This window comes from Actinomadura napierensis (assembly GCF_039529375.1).
GTDB lineage: Bacteria > Actinomycetota > Actinomycetes > Streptosporangiales > Streptosporangiaceae > Spirillospora > Spirillospora napierensis.
On sequence record NZ_BAAAMR010000044.1, the window covers coordinates 37,266 to 58,209 of the forward strand.

Consider the following 20,944-nt stretch of genomic DNA (forward strand, 5'->3'; position numbering starts at 1 on the left):
CCCCTTCTCCACACCTTTATCAACTTTATAGTTGGTTATTCTGCGCTGACCTCGGCTGTTGGTCAACGCCCCCCGCCGGTCCTAGTCGGAGCAAGGTGGCGCGAGCCAGCCCCGGGTCCGGACCGATGACCGAGATCACCGGCCGCGTGACGCCGGCACGGACGTATTCGGCGAGGCCGGCCCGGAGCTGCGCCTCGTCTCCGGTCAGAAAGAGCTCGTCCACTAGCGAGTCGGGGACGGCGGCCAGGGCGCCCTTGCGGTCACCGGCCCGCCAGGCCCGCGCCATGGGCTCCAGGACGTCCCCCCGGCCGAGCCAAGCATGGTAAGCCGCGTAAACGCCCGAGTTGAGGTAGCCGGTGATATGCCTTCGGGCGTACGCGCGGGCGGACGCGCGGTCCGCGGCCGCGACAGCGAACAGCCGGGCGACGATCTCCGCATCCGGATTGCCCTCCAGCACGAAGGGCGCCACCTTCCGGACGTCGTCCGGGCTGAGCCAGTTGAGGACCGCACCGTCGGCCTCCGCTCCGGCCAGGCGCAGCATCTTCTCCCGGAGGGCGGCGACCAGGACGCGCGGCCGGTGCGGCGGCGTCCGCGCCAACCGGAAGCCCTCGATGTCGAAACTGTCGGAGCGGAAGGTGACGCGGCCGCCCTCGAACGCCTCGCGCAGGAACCGCACCGTGTCCCTGACCCGGGTGTACGGCCGGCGGAACGGGACGCCGTGCCATCCGGCGACCACGGCCTCGCTCGATGCGCCAATGCCGACATGGACCGGCTCGGTGCTGGACTCGGCCAGGCTGAGCGACTGCATCGCCAGCAGGCCCGGCGAGCGTGTGAAGACGGAGGCCACCGCGGTCCCGAGGCGCAGCCACTTCCTGCCCACCGCCGCCGCGAGCAGCGGGGCGAAAGCGTCGGAACCGGTCAGCTCACTCGTCCACAGCTCCCGGTACCCGGCCGCGGTGAACTCCTCCACCATCTCACCCACCTGGTCCAGCCGCTCGTCGGCGCCGGTCATGCTCACGGCGAGCCGCGGCGTCACGACGGCACCGTCCCCGGCGTCCGCGGCTCGTCGCCGCCCAGGTAGGCCGCCCGGACGGCCGGATGCCGCTCGATCTCCTGGGCTGTGCCGACCGCGAGCGTCCGGCCCAGGTTCATCACCTGGATGCGGTCGCAGACCGTCATCACCATCTCCATGTGGTGCTCGACGAGAACGACGGCCATGCCCCACTCGCGGGCGAGCCTGCGCAGCAGGACGATGAGCTCCTGGACCTCCCCCGGCCCGAGGCCCGCGGCCGGCTCGTCGAGAAGCAGGACCGAGGGTGCCCCGGCCACGGCTCGGGCGATCCCGACGAGGCGGCGCCGGCCGAAGGAGATCTCGCCCGGCATGTCGGCGGAGCACCGCTCGAGCCCGAAGAGGCCGACCGCCGCCCGGCCGGTCGCCGACAACTCGCTGCGGGCCGGCCGGACCAGGTCCATGAGCAGGCCGCCCAGCCGGCCGCCCTCGTGCCCGACCATGACGTTCTCCCCGATCGTCAGGTCGTCGAACAGCTCGATGCCCTGGAACGAGCGGGCGAGCCCGGTCCCCGCGCGCCGGTGCGGCGGCCGGTCCGAGATGACCTCGTCTCCGAGGAACACCCGGCCGCGGGCCGGGACCAGGCCGGAGATGGCGTCGATCGCCGTGGTCTTGCCCGCGCCGTTCGGACCGATGAGCCCGAGGATCTCCCCGGGCCGCACGGTCAGCGACAGCTCCTCGACGGCCCGGACCTCGCCGAACCGGACGCCGAGATCCTCGACCCGCAGTTCGAGGGGGCGTACGCGGGCGACCGCCTTCTCCGGCTCCCCTGCCTCGTGCGGGACAGCGCGGCGGCGACGCGGCCGTATCGCGGCCGGGAACCGCTCGGCGAGCAGGAGGCCGGTCCGCCGCCAGGCCGCGAACGTCTCGGGGACGATCCCGCTCGGCTGGATGACCAGGGTCAGCATGAGGGCCAAGCCGCTGATCAATGGCAGGTAGTCGGCGATGCCGGTGAAGCCGAGCCAGGTGGACACGATGCCCCCGGTGGCGATCACGCCGCCGACGACGGCGCCGCCGCCGTAGCCGACGCCGCCCAGCACGACGGTGCCGACCAGCAGGATGGAACTGAATGCGCTGAAGCCGGTGAAGGTGGCGACACCGGTCTGGAACGAGGCCAGGACGCCGTAGAGCCCGGCGATGAAGGCGGCGAGTGAGAAGGCGACCAGCTTGGCCGACCGGACGCTGATGCCGATGGAGGCGGCGGCGCGCTCGTTGCCCCGGACGGCCAGGAGCCGGCGGCCGAAGGCCCCCTTGCGGATGTGGACCATCAGCAGCCCGACCAGCAGGAGGATCACCAGCACCAGGTCGGCGTACCGGACGGGGTGCAGCGCCGTGTCCACCGACCAGCCGAAGACCGACAGCGGCCCGGTCGTCAGCCCGGTGAAGCCGCCGGTCCAGTCCGTGTTGTTGAACGCGACGTCGTTGACGACGACCCCGAGGGCCAGGGTGATGGCGGCCAGGCTGGCGCCCCGCGTGCGCAGGGCGGGTATGGCCACCAGGAGCCCGGCCGGGACGGCCGTGAACGCTCCGACGAGCAGGCTGGGAACGAGCGGCCAGCCCCAGGAGTGGGCGGCGTTGGCCGCCAGCAGCGCGCCTATGCCGCTGAGCGCGTACGGCGCCAGGGTCAGCTGGCCCGCGTACCCGGTGACCAGGACGATCGACAGCCCGACGATGGCGACCATGCTCGTCGTGGTGATCGGGCCGACCCAGGACGCCGGTCCGAGGTGGGCGGCCAGGAACAGCGCCGCGACGGCCCCCAGTACTCCGGTGCGTCCGAAGGCGGCCCGGCCGACCTTCGGCAGGGCTTCCTGGATCTCGGCGCGCACCGGCAGGCTCCGGCCGCGCGCCACGAACAGGGCGGCGATGCCGAGGAAGGGGACCGCCTGCGCCCAGCCCGGAGTGGAGATGTAGTTGCTGACGACGGACTCCGCGGCCCCGAGCACAAGGCCGGCGGCAAGGGCACCGGGGAAGGAGGAGAACCCGCCGGCGATGGCCGCCGCGACCGCCGGCACCACGAGCATGGGCAGCGTCTCGGTCTGCAGACCGGTCAACGGCACGATGAGGCAACCGCAGAGCCCGGCCAGCCCGCTGCCGGCCGCCCAGTTCGCGGCTGCGACGAGACGGGGCGAGCCGCCGAGCGCCGCGACCGCGTCGGGGTCGTGCCACACCCCTGCGGTCAACCTGCCGAACTGGGTGAACCGGTAGGCGTACCAGGCGATGGCCGTCACCACGATGGCGATCGCCACGAGGATGAGGCGGTCCACGCCGACCGCCGCACCGCTCCACAGGTGGACGGCGGAGCTGGGCAGGTAGCTGTGCACGAGCCGACTGTCGGTGCCGTAGTGCAGGGCCACCGCCGACTGCAGGGTGATGAACAGGCCCAGTGTGGCCGCCACCCGCGCCAGGGTCGACGCCCGGCGCATGGGCGCCATCACGAGGAAGTGGAAGAGCACGCCGAAAAGGGCGGCGAGCGCGGTCACGATGGCGACGGACGCGGCGGCCGGGATGGAGAAACGGGTGTGCAGGTCGACGAACACGTACGCGGCGGCCATCGCAATGGCGCCCTGTGCGAAGTTGAGCACGCCGGAGCTGCGGTAGACCGCGACGATTCCCTGGGCGAGCAATCCGTAGATCGCGCCGCCGCCCAGGCCGATGATCGCGTAGAGCAGGACGTTCATGGCAGCCTCGCGCTGTCGTCGGTGGCGATCGTCAGCCGTTCGATCTCCTCTGTCCGGTTCCGGTGATCGGCCGAGCGGCCCGCCAGGGCGACGGCGCCCTGCCGCAGGACCAGGAACCGGTCGGACAACTCCAGCGCCCGATGGAGCATCTGCTCGACGAGCAACACGGCCGTTCCGGCTTCCGTGGCTTGGCGAAGCAGTGCCGAGACCGTTTCCGCCGCCAGCGGCGCCAGCCCCTGGCAGAACTCGTCGACGACCAGGAGGCGAGGGCGCCTGGCGAGCGCCCGGCTGACGCTCAGGAGTTGCTGCTCCCCGCCGGACAGCAGTCCCGCCCGGCGGCTCAGCAGCTTCTCCAACGGGGGCGCGAGGGCCACGACGGCGGCGGTGTCCACCTTGGCCAGCCGGAGGTTGTCGCGGACGGTGAGGGCGGGGATCAGCGACCGGTTCTCGGCGATGTAGCCCAGTCCCGCGCGGGCGCGGGCGTGCAGTGCCGCTCGCGTCACCTCGCCGAACAGCCGGACCTCGCCGCCCAGCGGGCGCTGGAGTCCGACGACCGTGCGCAGCACCGTGGTCTTGCCGGAGCCGTTGGCCCCGAGAAGGGCCGTGATCTTTCCCTTCTGGACGGCCAGGTCGATGCCCTGGACGACCTGAAGGTCTTGGTAGCCGACCGCCAGACCCGCCGTCTGGAGGACGACCTCGGCGGGCGACGGGTCGTCTCCGCCGGCCGGTTCGTTGCACGCCGTCGCCACGGCCCGGCCCCTATGCCCCGCCGTAGACGCTGACGAACGACCTGGTCACGGGGGTCCGCTTCCCGTTCGTCACCACGTAGTCGATGACGTACGGATCGGCGATCCGCGGGTACTGGGGCAGGACCCCAGGCTTGGCGAAGCTGATCGATCCGCCGGTGAGTCCGTGAGTGTCGATGGCCGGCGCCGTGTTGAGCCGGCGGACCAGCGTGGCGCTGGTCAGCGAGGACTGGCCCTTGAGCAGCTGGGCGATCGAGTACGTGCCGAGCCAGGCACCGGCGGAGATGCCGTCCCGCCTGGCCTTCGGGTCCTGCGCCCGCATCTGCGTGTAGAACATCGACGCCTTCGGATCGCTGGGGTCGGCGATGTCGCTCGGCGTGTAGGTGTTGTCGGCCAGCGCGCCGAGGCTCTGGATGTCGGTGTCGAGCAGCGTCGGGTATCCGGCGGCGAAGGGCTTGGAGAACCCGGCCTGCCGGACCGCCTTCAAGATGCGCGCACCGTCCCCGGCGTTGCAGGCGCAGGCGATCGCGTCGGGCTTCTTGCCGGTGGCCTGGGCGGCGGCGGGCGACGGGTCGGAGTTGCCGATCTTGGAGACGATCTGGCCGGTCACCGTGCCCCCGGCGGACGCCACTCCCGCGGAGATGAGGCCGGCGACGAAGGCCGACTGCGGGTTCTCGTGCTTGACGATGGCGACCTGCTTGCCGCCCTTCTGCACGGCCAGCCGTCCGGCCTGGTAGAAGCCGGTCACGGTGCCGCCGGTCATCGGGTAGGACATCGCGTTGGTGGCCTGGTCGGCCGAGATCACGTCCAGGCCGACCCAGGGGATGCCCGCGGCCTTGAGGGTGGGCCAGAGCTGGGCGGTGAACAGGTCGATGCCGCCCACCATGGCGACCACGCGCTGCTGTGCCGCCTTCCGCACGCAGGCGAGCGCGGTGGATGGGTTCAGCTGGTCGTTGCACTGGACGACCTTGATCGGGTGGCCGTCGACACCGCCCGCCTTGTTGATGGCCTGTGCCGCCGCCAGCGCGCCGGTCGCGGCCTGCGGGTAGGACAGGTTCGGGCTCGACAGTGTGCCGGACACCATGATCGTCACAGGGGAGTCCGCCGCCACGGAGCCGGACCCGGATTCGGAGTTGCCGCAGGCGGTGGCGAGGCCCGCGATCAGTGCGCAGGCCAGGAATGGGGTGGTCGTTCGTCTCACGGGTGTTCCTCTCACCGTCGGGACATGACCCAACTGACCGGTCAGGTAAGACTCGATGACGCGGCGATCATGATCCGCTCCCCCCTCATCGATCTGCGATCACCTTGGCGTCGCCGACTGACCAGTTGGCTGGGGAAGCTAGCAATGCCGCAGGCAGACGTCAATGCTGGACCCGAAAAACCGGCGCGAACTGCCGTGAGCCCGTGGAGTGCACCCCGGGACCATCGCCCGACTTCTTGCTTTAATCGACCAATCAGTTGAGAATAGAGGCCCCGAGATCGCCCGACTCTGACACGGTGGTGAGGATGATGACGGGTGCCACGTGCATCGGCGTCGACGTTGGCGGAACGTTCACCGATGTAGTGCTCTCCGACGGCGCGCACGTGTGGCGGGCCAAGGCGGCGACCACGCCGGGCGACCTGGGCCGCGGGGTGCTGGACGCCTGCGGGCTCGTCGCGGCGGCCGCCGGCACGACGCTGCAGGCCCTGCTCCCGAACGTCGCCCGGTTCGGACTGGGCACCACCGCGGTCACCAACGCCATCGCCTCGCGCACCGGCCGGCGGGTCGGCCTGGTGACCACGGCCGGGTTCGAGGATCTCGTCCCCATCGCCAAGGCGCTGCGCGTGCCGACGGGCGACGGCTGGCTGATGCCGCCCGCCGGTCTCATCGATCCCGAGCGCATCGTGGGCGTCACCGAGCGGATCGACCGCACCGGCACGGTGATCACCGGCCTGGCCGCAGCCGAGGTCGAGGACGCCGGCCGGCGTCTCGTGCACGACCACGGCGCCGAGGCGCTGGTCGTCTCGTTCCTGTGGTCGTGCGCGAACGACGAGCACGAACGGGCCGCGACCGAACTGCTCAGGGGCGCGTTCCCCGGCGTCGAGGTGTTCTCCGGCGCCGAACTGCTGCCGGTGGTCCGTGAGTTCGAGCGGACGCAGTTCGCGCTGCTCAACGCCTACACCTCCGGAGCCCTGGCCGGGGTCGAGACGCTCGTCGAGGACCTCATGGCACTCGGCCTGCCGAATCCGCCGCTGCTGGTCCACTCCGGCGGTGGGTCCATCTCGGTCGCTGAGGGCCACGGCGCTCCCGCCACGCTGGCCGAGTCCGGGCCCGCCGCCGGGGTCGTCGCGGGACTGGCCTTCTGCGCCGCCACCGGCGTCACCGACGCGGTGACCGCGGATCTGGGGGGCACGTCATTCGACGTGTCCTTCATCTCGGCGGGCGAACCGACGCGGCGCAACCGCGGCGAGCTGATGGGCGTCTGGACCGCGCTGCCGATGATCGACATCGACTCCGTCGGCGCGGGCGGCGGATCCATCGGCTGGCCGGACGCGCTCGGGATCCTCCGGGTCGGCCCGCGATCGGCGGGCGCGCAGCCCGGCCCGGCGTGCTACGGGCGGGGCGGCACCGACCCCACGGTCACCGACGCCCTTGTCGTCCTCGGCTACATCGACCCCGACATGTTTCTCGGCGGCGACATGGTCCTTGACGGCGACGCCGCGCTGAGGGCCTGCGCCCAGCTCGGCGCGCAGCTCGGAATGGACGCCCTCCAGACGGCGTGGGGCGTCTGGGAGGTGGCCAAGGCGACCATGGTCAGAGCACTGCGCGCCCGGTTCGCCGAGCGCGGATGCGACCCGCGCGGGTTCTCCCTCATCAGCATGGGCGGCTGCGGCGCCCTCGTCAGCGCTCCGCTGGCCCACGAGCTCGGGTTGCGGAGCGTGCTCATCCCCGATCTCGCGTCCGTGATGTCGGCCTTCGGTGCGGCCACCTCCGATGTGCGACGCGAGCGGAGCCGGTCCGTCACCGCGGTCGTCCCGGCCGCGTCCGGACCGCTGGCCGAGGTCGCCGACCGGCTCACCGCCGAGGTCCGCGCGGACCTGGCCGCCGACGGCATCGGCGCCGGCGCCATGGCCGTCGAACTCGTCGCCGACATGCGCTTCAGCCGGCAGAAGCACGAGCTGCAGATCCCCTGGACCGGCGGCTTCGACGCCGCGCACCAGGCCGAGCATCTCGAACGGTTCCGTGCCGAGTACCAATCCAGGTACGGCAGGGGCGCCATCGTGTCCGGGGCGCCCGTGGAGATCGTGACGCTGCACGCCGTGGGCACGGGCCGGACCGTCCGCGCGGCTCTCACCGCGGACACCGCCCAGGCGGCGGGTGCCGCGCCGATCAGCAGGTACCGGCCCGTCCACGTCTCCCAGCAGCGGCCTGCGTTGCGCGTGCCGGTCGTGAACAGCGCGGACCTGCGCCCTGGACATCAGCTGGCCGGACCCGCGCTCGTCGACGCGCCGGACACCACGGTGTGGGTCCCCGAGGGTCAGATCGCCTCGGTCGACTCGCTGCGCACGCTGCATCTAGTGACGGCGCCGTGACGGACGAGACGGATCGGGTGGCCGGCACCACCGACGCCGGCCCGCTGGTGATGGTGGACCGCCCGGCCGCCGGTGTGGTGGTGCTGACGCTCAACCGTCCGGCCAAGAACAACGCGCTGTCGGCCGCTCTGCTTACCGACCTGGCCGCGCTGCTACGAACGTGGTTCGACGACCCCGCGACCCGTGCCATCGTGCTCACCGGAACCGATCCGGCCTTCTGCGCCGGTGTCGACCTCGACGGCATAGCGGCGGGAGACGACTTCCCGTTGGACGCGATCCGGCGTCTGCGGACGGCGCCCGTCCCGGTCATCGCCGCGGTGAACGGCGCGGCGGTCACCGGCGGTCTCGAACTGGCGCTGGCGTGCGACTTCCGGATCGGCAGCGAGCGGGCGCGCTTCGCCGACACCCACGCACGGCTGGGCTTCACGCCCGCCTGGGGCATGACGGCCCGGCTGCCGCAGGCCGTGGGCCAGGCATGGGCGCGCCAGATATCCCTCACGGGATCGTTCGTCGACGCCGAGACGGCTCTGCGCATCGGGTTGCTCAACGAAGTGGTCCGCCACGATCGGCTCATCGACCGCGCCGTCGAACTCGCCGGCCTGATCGCGCGGACCGATCCGGAGACGGCGCACCACATCCGCGATCTTTACGCGATCGCGCGCGACGGTTCCGGCGGAGAGGCCCTCGAAGCCGAGGCCCGGACGTCCCACGTCACCTGGGACGGGCCCCGGGCGTGACACGAGAGCACCGAAAGGGAACCCATGTCCATGTTCGTCGAGTCGATCGCTCCCGTCCACGAGTACCGGCACGCGCCGGACGAGACGCCCGCCTACAACGAGTCCACCTACTACAACTTCGCCTCGCCGGACTCCGGCGTCGTCGGCTGGCTGCGCATCGCCGTGCAGCCGAACCGGTCGGCCGGGCAGGCGACGGCGCTGCTCTTCCTGCCGGAGGGCGAGACGCTGATGACGTTCAGGCGGGTGGGCGAGACCGAAGGGGACGCGCTCGCGGTGGGCCCGGTCGAGATCGAGATCCAGGAGCCGCACCGCAGCCAGCGGCTGACCTTCGAGGACTCGGTGTCGGTCTTCTCCGACCCGCGGGCGCTGGCGGACCCGGGGCGTGCGTTCCGCGGGGCGCCGGTCGCGGACGTGCGCCTCGACCTGGCGGTCACCGGCAACGGCGACTCCTTCGGGGCCAGCGGGGACGATCCGGCCAACGTGCTCGAAGAGAGCATGGCCCTGGGCCACTACGAGCAGTTCATCCGGTTGGACGGCGTCCTCCGCGTCAACGACCGGGAGTACCAGATCAAGGGCGGCGGGCTGCGCGACCATTCCTGGGGACCGCGTGACTGGGCCGGGCCGCTGTACTACCGGTGGATCTCCGCTTCGTTCGACGACGGGCTCGCCGTCATGGGGTTGCAGGTCGCCCAGCCCGACGGGGGCATGACGCTGCGCGCCGCGGTCGCCTCGGGAGGGGTGGCGTACGAGGCGCAGCTCGGCGAGGTGACGATGGAGTGGACCGACGACGGCTTCTGCCGCCGCCTGTCCTGCCCGGTCAAGAGCCCGTTGGGAGACCTGCAGCTCACCGCCACCGCCCGCAGGCCCGAGCAGTTCGTACCGCTGCGGCACCACCGGCCGGAGGAGGGAACCTCGGAGGGGGTGACCCGGATCGGGTACTCGCCGTACGACTTCCAGCTCGGTGACGGGCACTGCGGCCTGGGCATCGTCGAGGTCCTCGATCGGCTGGTCGGCGGCCGTCCGATCTCGATGACCCGATAGCCGGCTCGGCTCCGTACAGCCGCGACCGCCCGGCAGAACCGGGCGGTCGCGGCTGTGTGCCGGGTGGCGGGCGGCCTACGCTGGGACGGTCGCGCCGGTCCACCGGGAGGGCAGGCTAACGACGCTGCACGGAGCGGTCTCCGGGACGACCTCGGCCATCAGCGCCCGGCCGCTGGCGGGGTCCAGATACGTCCGCTCGACAAGCCCGTCCACCACCTTCGTCTCGATGACGGGGCAACCGTCGGTCCAGGCTCCGGGGGCATGCGCGAGGACCGCACCGCTTTGGCTCACCACCGCGCTCATCCCTCGCTGCTCGATCCCGGGGAAGAGCGGCACCGGCGCCAGGTCGAGGTCGCCGGGGCGAGCCGGGCCGGTCACCGGGGACACGGCCGGTGCCGCGGCGGCAAGGCGCTCGAGCCGGATCCGTGTCCGGCGCTCCTTCGTCGCGGCCAGGTCGACGCCGCCGCCGACGATCACCCCGTACACGCGACCGGCCTCCTGCTCCGTCAGGCGGCGCTGCCGCACGTCGCGGGCCACGGCCTCGGGATCGCGGTCGAGGGGATCCCCCCAGCCGCCGCCGGACGGCAGGCCGAACTCGATGCTCTCGCCGGCGGCGATCGTGACGTTGCTGCTCTTCGGCGGGAGTTCCTCCGCCGAACCGTCGGCCCGGTGACGGATCACCGTGTTCACCGCGCCGGGCCCGCCGCCGGCCCAGCCGTTGAGCGGCAGGCGTTCCCTGATGCCGATCAGCTGGCCGACGATGGCCTCCGTGCCGTGCGGGCGGAACCGCATGTGACACCCTCCGCCGCCGCGGTGCGCGCCGGCGCCGAACATGCCCTTGCGAATCTTCTTGAAGTCGACGAGGACAGGGTAGAAGGCCTCGAGCATCTCCACATCGATCGCCTCCATGATCGGCTTGCGCGTCACCATGAAGGTCCACATGTCGGTCCCGTCGCGGTCGATGCTCCCCGCGGCGCCGCCCATCGCGCCGTCCAGCATCATCCACCCGTCGGGTTGGCCGTCCGGCGTCGTGTAGGCCCACGTCTGGATGCCCATCGCGGTGTGCGCCACCGGCCCGGTCTGCAGCCGGCGGACCTCCGAGGCCGGGGACGCCGCGATCGCGAGCATCACGCATGCCTCCGCGGTCATGCTGGCGTTCATGGCGACGTCGCAGTGCGCGGACGCGACCGGCGCCGGCGGCGAGCTGTTGACGATCGTGCCCGGCGGGCAGATGACCGTGATGGGGTCGAACATGCCTTCGTTCAGCGGGATGTCCCAGGTCAACGCGTCGGACGGGTCGGCCACCACGCCGGCGACGACGATGTGCGGCCTCGTGTTGAAGTAGTGCGTGGCCTGCGGCGGCGCACCGGTGAAATCGAACGTCATCGCATCGCCCGCGATGGTCAGCTCGCAGGGGACCTCGTACAGTTCCTCGCCCCATTCGGTCCAGGTGGTGGTGCGATAGACGCCGTCGGCGAGCTGGGAGATCCGGCGGCGCATCTCGCGCTCGGCGAGCCGCCGCAGCTGGTCCGTTCCGTCGACGAAGCCCTGGGCGCCGATCGTCGCGGCGATCTCGATGAGCTTGTTCCCGGCCACTTCGCAGCCCGCCACCAGACTGCGGACGTCCATCTCGACGACGTCGGGGATGCGGACGTTGGTGCGCAGCACCTGCCAGATGTCGCGCTGCTCGACGCCCGCCTGGAACAGCCGGACCGGCGGCAGCCGCAGCGATTCCTGGAAGCAGTCGGTCGCCTCCGGCGTCCACGACCCGAAGACCATGCCGCCCATGTCCATCACATGCCCGGAGTTGACCACCCAGGCCACGAGCCGCCCGTCCACGAAGACGGGCATCTGCACGAGGACGTCCTGGGCGTGCAGGCCACCGCCGTTGTAGGGGTCGTTGGCGAAGAAGACGTCCCCTTCCGCGATCGTGTCGCCGTGCGTCTCGAGGGTCACTTGCACCGCGTACCGGCAGACACCGAAATGGTGCGTCACCGCGCCGCCCGCCACCATGAGCGCCCCGGTGGCGTCGAGCAGCGTGCAGGAGTAGTCCCGGCACTCGGTGATCACCGTGCTGATCGCCGTCCGCTCGATCGCGATCGCCCCTTCCTCGGCCACCGCCTGCAGGCGGGACCGCAGGATCTCGAGACCGACCGCATCGAGGGGATCCCTTCCGACTGCGCCTTCCTGGGCCACGAAACACCTCCGCGAGCAGCCTGGTAATGCGAGGAGCTTAGGACCGCCCGTCGTTGTAGTCAACCAAACGGATGGTTATAGTGAACGGATGAACGACTCGATCAGGGCCTGCCACGACCTTGTCTTCATGTGCGCGGACACCGGCGCCGTCGTCGCCGTGACCTATCGCGGCGACGAGCGTCCCGTACTGGAGCGGGCCGTCGTCTTCCCTGCGTCCGGCCGGGCGCTCTGGGTCGATCCCACGCTCGGCGGCGGATCCCCGACCGCACTCGCCGTCCGGAGCCGCGGCTCCGGCGGCCGGTACGGCCTTCGGCTGTCGGCGCGGGCGGTACCGGTGGCCGCACCCGACCGCCCGATCGACGATGAGACCGCCACGGGACCGTCGGTACCGGTCTGCATCGACATCGCCTTCGAGCAGGCTTCCCGGCACCTGATGCTGGAATCGGGAACGGAGCCGGGAGAACGCGTGGCCCTGGCCCGCGGGACCGGCTCGGTCGCCGTGGGCAGTGTGATCCATCGTGTCGAAGGGTCCGCCTGGTCGGCCGACGGCCCGGGTGCGCCCGCGGACTGCCGGGCGCGTGCGGTCTTCCAGGACGGGTCGGCGCTCTTCGTGACCGCGGCCGCCTCCGGGCCCGCGGCGGCGCTCGTCCACAACAGCCGCATCCGGGCGGTGACGGTTCACGACTTCGCGGTGCAGGGCGCGGGGTCCGAGCGGCTCGGGCGGACGGTCTCCTGGGCGGCCGGCGGCTCGTCTCCCGCCGGCGCCGCGGCCGAGATCCGGGACCCGGAGCAGCGGGTAACCGCCCTGCGGAAGGATCCGAGCGGCCGGGGCCTGCCGGTGTGGAGCTGCGCGCCCTTCGTCTTCGTCCGATCGGGCATCACCGGCCTCGGCCTCGTCGAGCGGCGAACGCACCTCACCGTCGCCGCACCGGCGACCGAACCCGCTCTCGAACTACCCGATCCGTTCTGACGCCCCGGGCCGGCGGGCGGTGCCTCATCGTCCGCCGGCCCGGGCCGCGCCATCGCGCGACGGTCAGACGCGCTCGATGACCGTGGCCGTGGCCATGCCGCCGCCGGTGCACATCGTGACGACGCCGGTCGACAGGTCGCGGCGCTCCAGCTCGTCCAGCAGGGTCGCGAGCAGGATCGGGCCGCTCGCGCCGATCGGATGTCCCAGGGCGATGGCCCCTCCGTTGACGTTCACCTTCGACGCGTCCACGCCGGTCTCGCGCAGGAAGCGCAGGACGACGGACGCGAACGCCTCGTTGACCTCGAAGAGGTCGATGTCCGCCATGGTCATCCCGGCCCGTGCGAGGCACCTGGACGTCGCCGGGGCGGGGGCGGTCAGCATGATCACCGGTTCCGCGCCCACGCTCGCCGTGGAGAGCACGCGGGCGCGGGGGCGCCAGCCGCGCTCACGTGCCGTCTCCTCGCTGGCCAGGAGGACCGCTGCGGCGCCATCGGCAAGGCCGGAGGAGTTCCCCGCATGATGGACGTGATCGACCACCGCCAGCTCGGGGTACACCTCGCGGCACATCTCGTCGAAGGAACGGTCGTAACCCTCCAGGACCGCGCTGCCCATGCGCGCGAAGGACGGCTGGAGCCCGGCCAGCCTCTCCGCGCTGGTGGCCCGCGGGAGTTCCTCGTGGCCCAGGACGACGGAGCCGTCCTCGGCCAGCACCGGCGCCATCGATCCGCCGAACCGGCCGTCCGCGATGGCCGCGGCGGCCCGGCGCTGCGACTCCAGCGCGTACGCGTCGACGTCGGAGCGGCTGAGTCCGTCGAGGCTTGCGATCAGATCAGCGGAGATGCCCTGGGGAACCAGCGGATGGCGGGAGCGCAGCTTCTCGTTCCCGCCGTCCAGCGTGAGGGCTCCGCCGGCCGGATAGCGGGACATCATCTCGACGCCGGAGGCCACCACGGTCTCCGCCTGGCCGGCGGCGATCATCATCGCGGCCGTGTTCACCGCCTGCTGGCCGGAACCGCAGAACCGGTTCATCGTCAGGCCGGGCACGTGCTGCGGCCAGCCCGCGGCCAGCACCGACAGCCGGGCGATGCAGTCGGCGTGGTCTCCAACGGCGTTGGCGCAGCCGGTGAGCACGTCCTCGACATCGGCCGGGTCCAGCCCGGTCCGCTTCTCGAGTTCACCGAGCACCCCGGCGAGCAGTTCCTGCGGATGGATCCCGGACAACGCGCCGCCGGGCTTGCCCTTGCCCCGGGGCGTGCGGACGACGTCGACGATCACGGCACTCTGCATGAAATCGACACTATCAAGCCAACTAATTGGTTGGCTATAGTGTGCTCACCACATCCAGAGGAGGTTCGGTGACCGAGGAACTGCGTTACGACGACCGAGTGGCGATCGTGACCGGAGCCGGAGCCGGGTTGGGGCGCGCCCATGCGCGGCTGCTCGCCTCGCGCGGCGCCGCGGTCGTCGTCAACGACATCGACCGCCCGGGCGAGGACGGGCGCACGCCCGCGGCGGTCGTGTGCGAGCAGATCAGCGAAGAGGGAGGCACCGCGATCGCCTTCGACGCCTCCATCGCCGAGGCGGGTGCCGGCGCGGAAGCGGTGGAGACCGCCCTCAAAGCGTTCGGGCGGGTGGACATCGTCGTCAACAATGCCGGAATCGTCAGGGACCGGTCGTTCGCCAAGATGTCGGAGGAGGAACTGCGGGCCGTCCTGGACGTGCACCTGCTCGGCTCTTTCAGGCTCACCCAGGCGGCATGGCCCCACCTGGCAGAACGACAGTACGGGCGCGTGGTCATGACGACGTCCGTCGCCGGCCTGTTCGGCAACTTCGGCCAGGCGAACTACTCCTCCGCGAAGGCCGGCCTCGTCGGCCTCGGCCGGACGCTCGCCATCGAGGGCGCGCGGAAGAACATCGAGGTCAACATCGTCTCCCCGGGCGCCGCCACCGACATGACCTCCGCGACACTGCCGGCGGAGTTGCACGCGGCGATGTCCCCCGACCGTGTGGCGCAGCTGGTCGGCTACCTCTGCCACGAGTCCTGCGCGGTCACGGGCGAGATCTTCTTCGCAGCCGCCGGGAACTACGCTCGCGATCTGATCATCCAGACCGCCGGATACAAGAATCCCGGAGCCACCGTCGAGGACATCGCCGCGAACCTCGGCCGGATCATGGACACCTCCGAGTGGACGATTCCCACCGATGCGCTGGCAACGCCCGACATCTGATCCGGACCTCGCCCCCGGACGGAACGGGCCGGGAAGGCAGCACCTTCCTTCCCGGCCCCCGGACCCTCACGGCCGCGTCACGGCCTGAGGGCTTCCGGTCACCGTGGCAGGCCCAGGCCCCGGGTGGCGATGATGTCGAGTTGGATCTCGTTGGTGCCGCCGCCGAACCGCCACACCGGCGACGACTGCAGCCCGTGCTCCAGGTGGCCGTGTGCAGGGGCGTACTCCGATCCCGTGGCGATCGCGCCCTCCTCGCCGATCAGGTCCAGGCCGGTGTCGCAGATCCGCTGGCGCAACTCCCCCCACCAGATCTTGTTCATCGAGGCCTCGGCGTAAGGCACCTTCCCTGCGGCGAGCATGCGCGCGCCGCGCAGCGCGAACAGGCGGCAGATCTCGACATCGACGGCGTGCTCGCCCATCACGGCCTGAAGCATGTGGGCTTCGGCGTCATCGCCGTCCAGGAGCCCGTTGGCGGAGGCCCACTCTTCAAGCTGCCGCAACTCCCACCTGGCTTCGTTGTGGTAGAACATCCGCTCGAAATTCAACGCGGCCGTGACGGCCTCCCAGCCGCCGTTCTCCTCACCGATCATCGCTGACGCCGGAACGCGCACGTCGTCGAGGAAGAGGGCGTTGGTGCGCTCCCCGCCTTGGGTGATGATCGGCGTAACGCTGATCCCCGGGGTGTCCATCGGGACGACGAACAGGCTGACCCCCTTGTGCCTGCTCTCCTGCGCGCCGGTGCGCACCGCCAGCCAGAGGTGGGTCGCCACCGACGCGCCCGTGGTCCAGATCTTCTGCCCGTTGACCACGTAGTGGTCCCCGTCGCGGACCGCCCGCGAGCGCAACGCCGCCAGGTCGCTGCCCGCGTCCGGCTCGCTGTAACCGATGGCGAACTCGAGCTCACCGGCCCGGATGCGCGGCAGCAGCTCCGTCTTCTGCCCGTCGGTGCCCATCAGCATCAGCGTCGGGCCGATTGAGTTGAGCGTCAGCAGCCCGTTCGGCAACCGGCGGTCATAGAGCTCCTCCGCGAAGAGCCACTGCTCGATCGCAGTCCGGCCCTGACCGCCGTACTCGCGCGGCCAGGAGATCCCGAGCCAGCCGTCCGCGCCCAGCCGCTTGAGGAAGCGCCTGCCGTGCTCGCGCGGCTGCATGGGGTCCTCGGTGTTCTCCGCGCGAGCCGCCTCGATCAGCTCGGGCTCGAGTCCGTCGAGGTAGGCGCGCAACTCCGCGAGGAACTCGAGCTGCCGCGTGCCGATCGCCGTCTTCATCGATTGTCCTCCCGGGCCGCCGGCGTGACGGCCGTCCATGCGCCGGCGGCTCCGCGCCGAGCCGTGGCGCCACTGTGCCTGGTATCGATTGTAACCAACCAATAAGTTGGTCAGCTAGGCGGGCCACGCGCTCGAACCACCCCCGAGCGCCGATGCCTGCCATCGCCTCAGACCACCCACATATCCGGGCTCCGGCAGGGTTTCCACCCTGGTCAATACACTTCTTATATCAACCATATGGTTGATTTGCGATCCAGCTGGCTTCTACGATGCCCGCATGAGCATCAAGTTCGAGAGCGCGGACGGGATCGCCCGCGTCACCCTGGCGGCGCACGAACGCCGCAACGCCCTCACGCCGGAGGAGTTCGCCGAACTGCGCGACGTCCTCGCCTCCATCGCGGCGTCCTCGGGCGAGCGGGCGGTCGTGCTGACCGGCGAGGGCACCGCCTTCTGCGCCGGTGCCTTCCTCCCGTCCGACGGCCCGCAGGTTCCGCCCATCGTCCTCATGCGGCGGATCAACGAGACCGCTCGCGCGCTCCACCGGATGCCGCAGCCGTGCATAGCCGCCGTCAACGGCCACGCGGTCGGTGCCGGCATGAGCCTGGCCCTCGGATGCGACCTCGTCGTCGCTTCGACCGCCGCGAAGTTCGGCCAGGTCTTCGTCAAGCGCGGCCTGTCCCCCGACTTCGGCAGCTCGTGGCTCCTGCCGCGAATCGTGGGCTTGCACACGGCCAAGAGGCTGGCGCTGCTCGGCGACATCATCGACGCGCACGAGGCCGCGCGCCTCGGAATCGCCGCGGAGGTGGTCGCTCCCGAAGAGCTCGGCGCGGCCGCCACGCGCCTCGCGCGGCGGCTCGCGGACGGCCCGCCCATCGCGATGGCCCTGACGAAGGACCTGCTCAACCAGTCCTCCACGGTCGGCTTCGACGACGCACTGCCGCGCGAGGCGAGCGCGGCGGCGGCCTACATGGCCGCCGAGGACACCGCCGAGGCATTCGCGGCTCTGCGGGAGAAGCGCGCGCCCGTCTTCAAGGGCCGCTGACGGCGGTCCCCGCTCCGGGGCGGCGCGGCGGCCGGCCGCCGCCGCGCCCTCGCGCGGGACGCGCCCTCACGCCGGCTCGGGCTCGCGCGCCGGCTCCGCCGCGTTCTCGTAGAACTGGCGCGACCAGCGGCGGAACCGTGCGTAGTGCTCCTCCTCGCCTCCGGCGAAGGGCGGGTGCTCGACGTACCGCTGGTTCTCCCAGATCGCGAAGTCCTGGCGTATCTGGCCCTTCTGGAACTCCAGCATGCGGGCCGCCGTGCCGGTCGGTTCCGGATCGTCGCTGCCCGGCTCCCGGGTGCAGGTGATCGTGTCGAAGAGCTGCGAGTGCTCCCGGTCGACCGGCGTTGCGGCGGTGAGCTGCGACGTCACGAAGCCGTTGAGCACGAACCGGGCGTTCGACAGGCCGAGGCCCCACGCCTCGGTCTCGATCTCGCCGGTGACCGGGCCGTCGGGAGTCAGCCAGGTCGACTTCTTGCCGTGCCCGAACACGAACCCGATGCGGGTGTGCAGGAAGTGGCCGTCCTCCTTCCACAGCAGCGGCTTGCCCGGCTGGCCGGCACCGTGGACCCACATGAAGTGGTAGTAGTCCGGGGTGTTCTCGACCGGGGACTGCGGGATGATCTTCCTGATGCCGATGTGGTCGGCGCCCTGCGGGTAGATCGGGTAGCAGCCGGCGGTGTCCTTGAACTCCCGGATACCGGGCCACTCCCACCACGGGTCGCGGCCGAACGAGTCGTACCAGACGAGGATGAGACCGTCGATCTCCCGCGTCTGCCACGCGCCGAGCTTGACGCGGCGCGCCTCGCCCGGCGCGTAGGGAATCTCCGCCAGGGAGCCCTCATGCGTCCACAACCAGCCATGGAAGGGGCACTCGATGCACTCACCCTTCACCTTGCCGCCGTACCCCAGGTGCGCTCCGAGGTGGGCGCAGTAGGCGTCGAGCAGTGCCACCTCGCCTTCCTGCGTACGGAACAGCACGAGCTCCCGGTCGAAGTACTTCACCGGGCGAACATCGCCCGCGGCGAGCTCGGCCGAGTACCCGATCTGGTACCAGCCGGTCGGGAAGACGTCGTACGGCCAGTCTTTCATCTACGCTCTCCGATCATTCGTACTCAACCGTCTGGTTGGTAATGTAGGCAACCCTGGGAACCGAGTCAACCTCTTCCGAAGAATGGCCGCTCACCTGCTGCTTATGAGTCCAGGGCCGCTCATCCTGAGCACTCCTGACCGCTCGGCAGGTATTCACCTAGAAGGATGGTTATTCGAATCACAGGGGGAGAGCGCGGTCGCCCTCGGAGCCCGGCGGCGGGCCGGCCATCCTGAGCGGCGCCACCGGGCGCCGGGCGGGCGGCGGCCGTTTGGTCAGAGCGTCTCGCCGCCGTCGATGCCGACGGTCTCGCCGGTGATGAAGCCGCCGGCGTCGCCGGCAAGGAACGCCACGAGCGCGGCGAGCTCCTCCAGCGCGCCGGCACGGCCGACGGGCACCCGGCGGAGCATCGCCTTCAGTGTCTCCTGATCCTCGAACTGGGGCTTGCTCATCGCCGTCTCGAAGTGGCCGGCCGCCACCGCGTTCACCGTGACCCCGTAGCGGCCCCACTCGCGCGCCAGTGAGCGGGTCAACTGCACGAGACCGCCTTTGGCCGTGTCATAGGCGATGGTGTACGGAACAGTGCGCCGCACGACGTTGGAGGCGATGTTCACAACGCGCCCATGGCGGCGCTCGAGCATCCCGGGACCGAAGGCGCGCAGCAACCGGATGGCGCCTCCGAGATGGACACCGAGGATGTCGTCCCATTCCTGGTCGGTGATCGGCTGCTCCCAGCCGGGCGGCGGGGCCTGCTTGCCGGGCAGCGGAACGAAGGGCTTATAGAGCACGGTCCCGGCGTTGTTGACGATGACGCCGACCGCTCCGAGCCGCCCCTCGATCTCTTCGCGGGCCTCCTGAACGTCCTGCGTCGAGGTGACGTCGGTCCGCAGCGCGAGCGCCCGTACACCGCACGACCGCACCTCGTCCGCGACGGCCTCCACTTCGTCGAGCGAGCGGGCGAGAACCGCCACGTCAGCGCCGTCCGCGGCCAGCCGAAGCGCGATGGCACGGCCGAGCCCGCGGCCGCCGCCGGTGACCACGGCGACCCTGTTGCGCTCACGCCCCATCGCTCCTCCTCGTACACGGTCCGGCGGGCCGGTGCGGCGCGGTCACCACAGGCTGCCCTCGTGGCGCACCACCAGGGCCCGGTGGATCTCCCTGAGCCGGGCGGCCGGCTTCCCGGAGCGCAGCTGCATGGCCTTCGCGCGCCGGAAGTGGTGGTGGAGCACATGCTCGATCGTGGTGCCGACACCGCCGTGGACTTGCGCGGCGGTCAGCACGGCGCTCGTGTAGGAGCGGCCGGCGGCGAACAGGGCCACGGCCCCGATCGCGGTCGTGTCCTCCCCCATGTCCGCGCGGGCCAGTGCTTCGTTGCACGCCAGCCGCGCGGCGTCGGCCGCGATGGCGATCCGCGCCACGTGGTGGCGCACCGCCTGGAACGCGCCGATCACCTGGCCGAACTGGGCGCGTTCGAGGGAGTAGGACACCGTGCGCTCCAGCACCGCTTCGCAACCGCCCACCATCGAACTCGCCCGCAGGAGGTTCGCGCGGGCGAGGGCGTTCTCGGCCGCGGCCGACGGTACCTCGATGAACCGGGCGGAGCCGGGCGCGAACTCGAAGCCGTCCAGGTCGAGGCGGGCCATGCGCTCGTTGTCGATGCTCGGCACGGAGGTGCTCCGGCCGTCCAGGCAGCCGCGGTCCACGACGGCGCACAACCACGTGCCCGCCTCCAGGAGGGGCATGAGAAGGACGACGTCCTCGCTCTGGTCGAGCCACTCGACGATGGTCGGCTCGCCGGAGATCCGGTAACCGCCGCCTGCCGCCACCGCGTGCAGAGTGCGCTCCGGCGGCGCGACCAGCGCTGCGGGTGCGCCTTGAGCGACGCGGGCGAGCACATCGTCGAAGCGATCGCCTTGGTCGAGGCCGAGCAGGGCGACCGCGGTCCGAGCGGTCTGAAGAGCGGGCGAGGCGAAGGCGGCACGGCCGCACTCGCGGGCGACGATTCCCGCGTCGGCGAGCGTTCCGCCACCGCCACCGACACGCTCCGGGAGGTTGACGCCCGTCCAGCCGAGGTCGCGCAGTTGCTTCCAGCGCCCTTGGTCGTAGCCGTCGTCGGACTCCTCTTGGCGGTTCAGGTAGGTGTTGTCGACGAAGTCGTCGAAGTAGGCGCGCACCGACTCGGCCAGCAACGCCTCGTCCTCGGTCAGGTCGGTGTCGGTCAGGGCCGTTCTCACTGGGTCTCCTCTCACCGGGCACCGAGATGCCCGTGTCCTGCTCCCGCACGGGTCGGCGGCCCGCTTCCCTGCTCG

Annotated in this window: 16 protein-coding genes; 6 read left to right on the plus strand and 10 right to left on the minus strand. The window is 71.3% G+C overall.

Annotated features, from left to right (window positions below):
• Window positions 1-25 precede the first annotated feature (25 nt).
• The 4 genes from ABD296_RS24050 to ABD296_RS24065 are packed head-to-tail and all read right to left on the minus strand — an operon-like array spanning window position 26 to window position 5,694.
• Window positions 26-1,036 (minus strand): LLM class F420-dependent oxidoreductase, encoded by a 1,011-nt coding sequence (locus ABD296_RS24050; protein WP_344271132.1) that lies wholly within the window; start codon window positions 1,034-1,036, stop codon window positions 26-28.
• Entirely contained in the window at window positions 1,033-3,747 is a 2,715-nt protein-coding gene (locus ABD296_RS24055) for a branched-chain amino acid ABC transporter permease/ATP-binding protein (protein ID WP_344271134.1), read from the minus strand. Before ABD296_RS24055 ends, ABD296_RS24050 begins: the two co-directional genes overlap by 4 nt.
• Window positions 3,744-4,496, minus strand: a complete 753-nt coding sequence (locus ABD296_RS24060; protein ID WP_344271137.1) for an ATP-binding cassette domain-containing protein — start codon at window positions 4,494-4,496, stop codon at window positions 3,744-3,746. The genes ABD296_RS24055 and ABD296_RS24060 overlap by 4 nt, the downstream gene beginning before the upstream one ends.
• Window positions 4,497-4,506: 10 nt before the next feature.
• A complete protein-coding gene (locus tag ABD296_RS24065; protein ID WP_344271139.1) occupies window positions 4,507-5,694 on the minus strand; it encodes an ABC transporter substrate-binding protein in 1,188 nt (395 codons plus the stop codon).
• Between the two features lie 305 nt (window positions 5,695-5,999).
• Between ABD296_RS24065 and ABD296_RS24070 the strand changes: the two genes are divergently transcribed.
• From ABD296_RS24070 to ABD296_RS24080, 3 genes are read left to right on the plus strand one after another with little or no spacing between them, the layout of a single operon-like run.
• Window positions 6,000-8,066 carry a hydantoinase/oxoprolinase family protein gene (locus tag ABD296_RS24070; RefSeq protein WP_344271142.1) on the plus strand — a complete coding sequence of 689 codons (2,067 nt, stop codon included), beginning with the start codon at window positions 6,000-6,002 and terminating at the stop codon, window positions 8,064-8,066.
• Window positions 8,063-8,803: an enoyl-CoA hydratase gene (locus tag ABD296_RS24075; RefSeq protein ID WP_344271144.1), complete on the plus strand. Its 741-nt coding sequence runs from the start codon at window positions 8,063-8,065 to the stop codon at window positions 8,801-8,803. Before ABD296_RS24070 ends, ABD296_RS24075 begins: the two co-directional genes overlap by 4 nt.
• Window positions 8,804-8,827: 24 nt before the next feature.
• On the plus strand, window positions 8,828-9,844 hold the full coding sequence (locus tag ABD296_RS24080; RefSeq protein WP_344271147.1) for a DUF7065 domain-containing protein: 1,017 nt from the start codon (window positions 8,828-8,830) through the stop codon (window positions 9,842-9,844).
• Window positions 9,845-9,919: 75 nt separating this feature from the next.
• Here the strand turns inward: ABD296_RS24080 and ABD296_RS24085 are convergent, their stop codons facing one another.
• Window positions 9,920-12,040 carry a hydantoinase B/oxoprolinase family protein gene (locus tag ABD296_RS24085; protein WP_344271150.1) on the minus strand — a complete coding sequence of 707 codons (2,121 nt, stop codon included), beginning with the start codon at window positions 12,038-12,040 and terminating at the stop codon, window positions 9,920-9,922.
• Window positions 12,041-12,128: 88 nt separating this feature from the next.
• On the opposite strand from ABD296_RS24085, the gene ABD296_RS24090 reads away from it, so the two are divergent.
• Window positions 12,129-13,010, plus strand: coding sequence for a hypothetical protein (locus ABD296_RS24090; RefSeq protein ID WP_344271152.1), 882 nt, complete (start codon window positions 12,129-12,131; stop codon window positions 13,008-13,010).
• A gap of 63 nt (window positions 13,011-13,073) precedes the next feature.
• On the opposite strand, the gene ABD296_RS24095 is transcribed toward ABD296_RS24090, so the two are convergent.
• Complete coding sequence (locus ABD296_RS24095; RefSeq protein WP_344271155.1) at window positions 13,074-14,297, minus strand: acetyl-CoA C-acyltransferase; 1,224 nt, start codon at window positions 14,295-14,297, stop codon at window positions 13,074-13,076.
• A 68-nt stretch (window positions 14,298-14,365) separates the two neighbouring features.
• Between ABD296_RS24095 and ABD296_RS24100 the strand changes: the two genes are divergently transcribed.
• Window positions 14,366-15,238: an SDR family NAD(P)-dependent oxidoreductase gene (locus ABD296_RS24100; RefSeq protein ID WP_344271157.1), complete on the plus strand. Its 873-nt coding sequence runs from the start codon at window positions 14,366-14,368 to the stop codon at window positions 15,236-15,238.
• 98 nt (window positions 15,239-15,336) lie between these two features.
• Here the strand turns inward: ABD296_RS24100 and ABD296_RS24105 are convergent, their stop codons facing one another.
• Window positions 15,337-16,506, minus strand: a complete 1,170-nt coding sequence (locus tag ABD296_RS24105) for an acyl-CoA dehydrogenase family protein (protein ID WP_344271160.1) — start codon at window positions 16,504-16,506, stop codon at window positions 15,337-15,339.
• 277 nt (window positions 16,507-16,783) lie between these two features.
• Between ABD296_RS24105 and ABD296_RS24110 the strand changes: the two genes are divergently transcribed.
• Window positions 16,784-17,548: an enoyl-CoA hydratase/isomerase family protein gene (locus ABD296_RS24110; RefSeq protein WP_344271163.1), complete on the plus strand. Its 765-nt coding sequence runs from the start codon at window positions 16,784-16,786 to the stop codon at window positions 17,546-17,548.
• A gap of 66 nt (window positions 17,549-17,614) precedes the next feature.
• Here ABD296_RS24110 and ABD296_RS24115 read toward each other — a convergent pair whose 3' ends face one another.
• From ABD296_RS24115 to ABD296_RS24125, 3 genes are all read right to left on the minus strand, one after another.
• Window positions 17,615-18,637: a Rieske 2Fe-2S domain-containing protein gene (locus tag ABD296_RS24115; protein ID WP_344271166.1), complete on the minus strand. Its 1,023-nt coding sequence runs from the start codon at window positions 18,635-18,637 to the stop codon at window positions 17,615-17,617.
• A 273-nt stretch (window positions 18,638-18,910) separates the two neighbouring features.
• Complete coding sequence (locus ABD296_RS24120; RefSeq protein WP_344271170.1) at window positions 18,911-19,675, minus strand: SDR family NAD(P)-dependent oxidoreductase; 765 nt, start codon at window positions 19,673-19,675, stop codon at window positions 18,911-18,913.
• Between the two features lie 69 nt (window positions 19,676-19,744).
• Window positions 19,745-20,869 (minus strand): acyl-CoA dehydrogenase family protein, encoded by a 1,125-nt coding sequence (locus tag ABD296_RS24125; protein ID WP_344271173.1) that lies wholly within the window; start codon window positions 20,867-20,869, stop codon window positions 19,745-19,747.
• Window positions 20,870-20,944: the final 75 nt, after the last annotated feature.